Annotated in this window: 2 protein-coding genes; both read left to right on the top strand. The window is 40.9% G+C overall.

Annotated elements, in window-relative coordinates:
• On the top strand, window positions 1-212 hold a 212-nt coding region (locus tag R8N47_RS25960; protein WP_318186201.1), incomplete at its 5' end, for a hypothetical protein.
• Window positions 213-362: 150 nt separating this feature from the next.
• On the top strand, window positions 363-640 hold a 278-nt coding region (locus tag R8N47_RS25965; protein WP_140352727.1), incomplete at its 3' end, for a hypothetical protein.

Consider the following 640-nt stretch of genomic DNA (forward strand, 5'->3'; position numbering starts at 1 on the left):
CAGTTTTTGAGCGAATAGCTTCAAAAGAGGACTTCACAGATAAACTAGAATTCATTGAAGCTTATATTCCGGAAGATACCGATGTAGACTTTGATTGGTTATGGGCAACGTTACCGAATGAAAGGCTTAAGAATTACACAGAGGCTGGTAATGTATCAGTATATTTGTTTAGTCTTGGTAAACGGAAATATTGGTTTTTTGATTGTAACTAGCACATAACAAAGCGTTTAAGTGTGATTCGTAACTCGTGGCATTTTTACTGTGCGTTAAGTTTAGTGGTTAAGGTGCAATGCAGAAGCTGTTGTCTTGCGTTACTCACACCTTAACGCGGCGTTATGTGTTTCTCACAAAAGGAGTCGTCAATGAAAAAGCCTACGATTGAATCCAGTCAGGAGGAGCTCATAGCGTTTGTTCGAGATTGGATAGATTTATGCGCGTCAGGAGAAGCAGAGTATGCTTTTTCGTTCCTTGATGAACCATTAGATAACTCTAGAAGTAAGTGGAGTTTAGAAGATTTTGAAATGGTCAGGTTTGACCATTTTGGCGACAACCAGCTCCCAGTTATAACAAGTCCTTTAACCGTCACAGGGGTTCTCAGAAACGACATCTTCGAGTACGACAACGGCTCTGGGTGGGGAGT

Source organism: Vibrio sp. 2132-1, from assembly GCF_033344315.1.